At 71.9% G+C, this 1379-nt stretch carries 1 pseudogene; it reads left to right on the top strand.

The annotated features are described in order from the left end of the window. Positions 1 to 387 precede the first annotated feature (387 nt). Positions 388 to 1005 (top strand): annotated as a pseudogene (gene mobF / locus ACFU8Q_RS41495) (MobF family relaxase); the annotation flags it as partial. Positions 1006 to 1379 lie beyond the last annotated feature (374 nt).

Below are 1379 nucleotides of genomic sequence, written 5' to 3'. Positions count from 1 at the left end.
CGGGGCGCGGGGCAGGCGGCGCGGACAGAAGACATGAGGTGGGTTGTCGGGGGAGTGGTGCTCTGGTGTGCGCTCAATGACGGTGGAGTCGGGTGCGGTGCGATTCCGGGGCGGGTGGGGCTCGTGTGGTTGGGGCGCAGCGCACGGCCGCACGGTCAGCTCTCGTAGAGGGCGCGCATCACGTCCGCGAACTGCTGGGGCCGAGCGGCCGCGCAGCCGTTGCAGCGGTACCGGTGGAACCAGACGCGGGCCGGGCGTCCTGCCGCCCGGCGGGAAGGACCCCAGCTCGCGCTTTTCCGCAGGTCACAGGCGGGGTTCTATGGCCCAGTGATCAGCAAAGCGGAGGTCCGTCCGGGAGGCGGGTGGCGGTATTACTTCCGCAGCGTGATGGTCGGCGACGGCCAGCGCTCTGCGGGCAGGTCGCTGTCGCGCCGCCCAGGACGAAGCCGGTGTCCCGCCCGGGATCTGGAAGGGTCGGGGCCTGGCCGCGGTCGGCCTCACGGCTGGGGACGTGGTGACCGAGCGGCAGGCCGAGCTGCTCCTGGGGAGGGCTGGCACCCGGACGCCGACCGGATCGAGCACGAGCGCCTTGAGGCGGGCGACGATCCGGCGAGGGCGCGGCGGGCGACCGTGCTGGGCAGGCCCATCGAGCACAACCAGTCGCCCAAGACCGACAAGGCCAAGGAGCGCGTCCCCTGGCTCGGCATGCACCTGGTGTTCCGGGCTCCGCCGACGGCACACATCGCGTGGGCGCTGATGGGCCACGAGACCCGCCGGGTGCTGGAGCTGTGCCAGGACATCGCCCGGGACAAGACGCTGGCGTGGCTGGAGGAGGCGGTCGCACAGATCCGCTGGAAAGGCGGCGGCAAGCAGCGCGCCCGGGTCAAGGACGGGCTGATCATTGCGGTCTTCCGGCACTACGAGTCCAGAGCTGCCGAGTCGAAGCCCCTTCTCCACGATCATGCGCTGGTCTCGATCCGCGCCCGGCGGCCGGACGCCAAAGGCCTGCGGGCGTCCTCCGCGGCGAGGACAGGCACCCCCCTGCCCCTACTGCTGGCATCGGCGAAGACTCCACCCGGCCGACATGCCAGGGCGTCGACTGCGCGCCCTGGCAAGAGTTCGACAGCCACGAGCATCTGTGGACGGTGTCGTGGCCGGCGGGGCGCCGCCGCCCCCATCGCCGCTACGAGCGCAAGGCGGAACACTGCTTCCGGTGCTTCTCGCGGCAGGCGTGAGGCAGCGGGCTGTCGCTACGGAACGTTCCAGGCGGCGATGAAGGGCTGCTCGTTCTCGGTGGCCAGGAAGCTGAGCGTGCCTGGATGCGGGTGGCCGAGCAGTCGGCTGGCGGACGCGTCGAGGCCGAGCCAGCGCACGGTGAG

Origin of the sequence: Streptomyces sp. NPDC057543 (assembly GCF_042801895.1) — a bacterium.
Classification (GTDB): Bacteria; Actinomycetota; Actinomycetes; order Streptomycetales; family Streptomycetaceae; genus Streptomyces.
This window is presented reverse-complemented; position numbering and strand designations above follow the sequence as displayed.